The sequence below is a fragment of the Pseudoalteromonas sp. GW168-MNA-CIBAN-0100 genome, from assembly GCF_040309225.1.
GTDB classification, from domain to species: domain Bacteria; phylum Pseudomonadota; class Gammaproteobacteria; order Enterobacterales; family Alteromonadaceae; genus Pseudoalteromonas; species Pseudoalteromonas arctica.
The window spans coordinates 1-360 of the sequence record NZ_JBEOOL010000236.1; the positions used below are offsets into that span (position 1 = coordinate 1).

The window sequence follows — 360 nt, forward strand, 5'->3', positions numbered from 1 at the left end:
GCTTTAAGCAAGGCCACGCATTTAACACGATTAACCAAGTCGTGCTGGGGAGTGAGGTAGCGAGTAAATTAAACTATAAACTGGGCGACAGCATTGTTATATCTCATGGTATGGGCAGCACCAGCTTTCATCATCCTGATGACAACCCGTTTAAAGTGGTCGGTATTTTAAATGCCACCGGCACCCCTGTAGATAAAACGCTGCATATACCGCTGGCCGCTATCGATTTAATCCATGGTGGCCATAGTGCAGAGCACGAGGAACATAGCAACTTAGTTGGCCACCCAAAACAAATTACTGCGTTTTTAATGGGCTTTAACTCACCACTTTACACGCTGCAAATTAGGCGCAATATAAACC

At 45.3% G+C, this 360-nt stretch carries 1 pseudogene; it reads left to right on the forward strand.

Annotation, left to right across the window (positions count from 1 at the left end):
* Positions 1-360, forward strand: a pseudogene (locus AAEY62_RS20895) (ABC transporter permease); the annotation flags it as partial.